Annotated in this window: 2 protein-coding genes; both read left to right on the top strand. The window is 65.2% G+C overall.

Going from position 1 to position 1,106, the window contains the following annotated elements; genetic code table 11:
- The first annotated feature begins 197 nt into the window (after positions 1-197).
- Positions 198-653, top strand: coding sequence for an Lrp/AsnC family transcriptional regulator (locus tag ACFVUS_RS44070; protein ID WP_008738483.1), 456 nt, complete (start codon positions 198-200; stop codon positions 651-653).
- A gap of 62 nt (positions 654-715) precedes the next feature.
- Positions 716-1,106 (top strand): radical SAM protein (locus tag ACFVUS_RS44065; RefSeq protein ID WP_387781579.1); only part of this gene is annotated, 391 nt, incomplete at its 3' end.

Below are 1,106 nucleotides of genomic sequence, written 5' to 3'. Positions count from 1 at the left end.
GTGCGGGATCGGTTGGCCAGCTCCTGGAGCTGTCGCATGTGCGCGTAGGCCATCTCGATCGTGTACACGGTGAACCACTCCTGATACTCGTCAGATCATCGTTGATCTGTTGAAAGATTCGCAGGGTGTTCACCCTGCATGCCTTAGATTCTATACCTAAACTTGCAGGATCGCCGAATAATGGAAGGCTCCACGTAATGGACACGGTGGACAGGCAGCTCATCCAGGCACTCCGGGAAAACGGTCGTGCCTCGTACGCGGAGCTGGGCCGTCTCGTGGGCCTCTCCGGCCCCAGCGTCACCGACCGCATCAACCGCCTGGAGACGGCCGGTGTGATCACCGGCTACCGGGCGACCGTGGACTCGGCGTCGCTCGGCATGGGCGTCACCGCCCTGATCGGCATCTCGCTCTCGGACGCCGCCGACCACGAGGACGTGGCCCGCCGGCTGCGCGACCTCGCCGAGATCGAGGACTGCTGGTTCATCGCCGGCGACGACTCGTACATGCTCAAGGTGCGGGCCGGTGACGTGGACGGGCTGGAGCGGATCATCCGCAAGCTCTCCGGCACCAGAGGCGTCTCCCGCACCCGTACCACCATCGTGCTCTCCACGAAGTGGGAGAACCGGGTCGGGGATCTGCCCGAAGAGGCCTGAGAGTACGGTTGCGGGGTCGGACAAGGGCATGCGGTACAGGACAAAGAGGAGGCGACCGGCCGATGGACGCTGGGCTCAAGCGTGAGCTGGAGGAGAAGGTCCGCTCCGGCGAGCGGCTGACCCGTGAGGACGGCATCGCCCTCTACGAGTCGGATGACCTGGCCTGGCTGGGCGGCCTCGCCCACGAGGTGCGCATGCGCAAGAACGGTGACGTCGTCCACTTCAACGTCAACCGTCACCTCAACATGACGAACGTGTGCACCGCGTCCTGCGCGTACTGCTCGTTCCAGCGCAAGCCGGGCGAGAAGGACGCGTACACGATGCGCATCGAGGAAGCCGTCCGCCTGGCCAAGGCCATGGAGGGCGAGAACCTCACCGAGCTGCACATCGTCAACGGCCTGCACCCGAGCCTGCCGTGGCGCTACTACCCGCGCTCGCTCTCGGCCCTGAAGC

This window comes from Nocardia sp. NPDC058058 (assembly GCF_042885355.1).
Classification (GTDB): domain Bacteria; phylum Actinomycetota; class Actinomycetes; order Mycobacteriales; family Mycobacteriaceae; genus Nocardia.
Note: the sequence above shows the minus strand (reverse complement) of the source record. Positions and strands in the feature narration are given on the sequence as shown.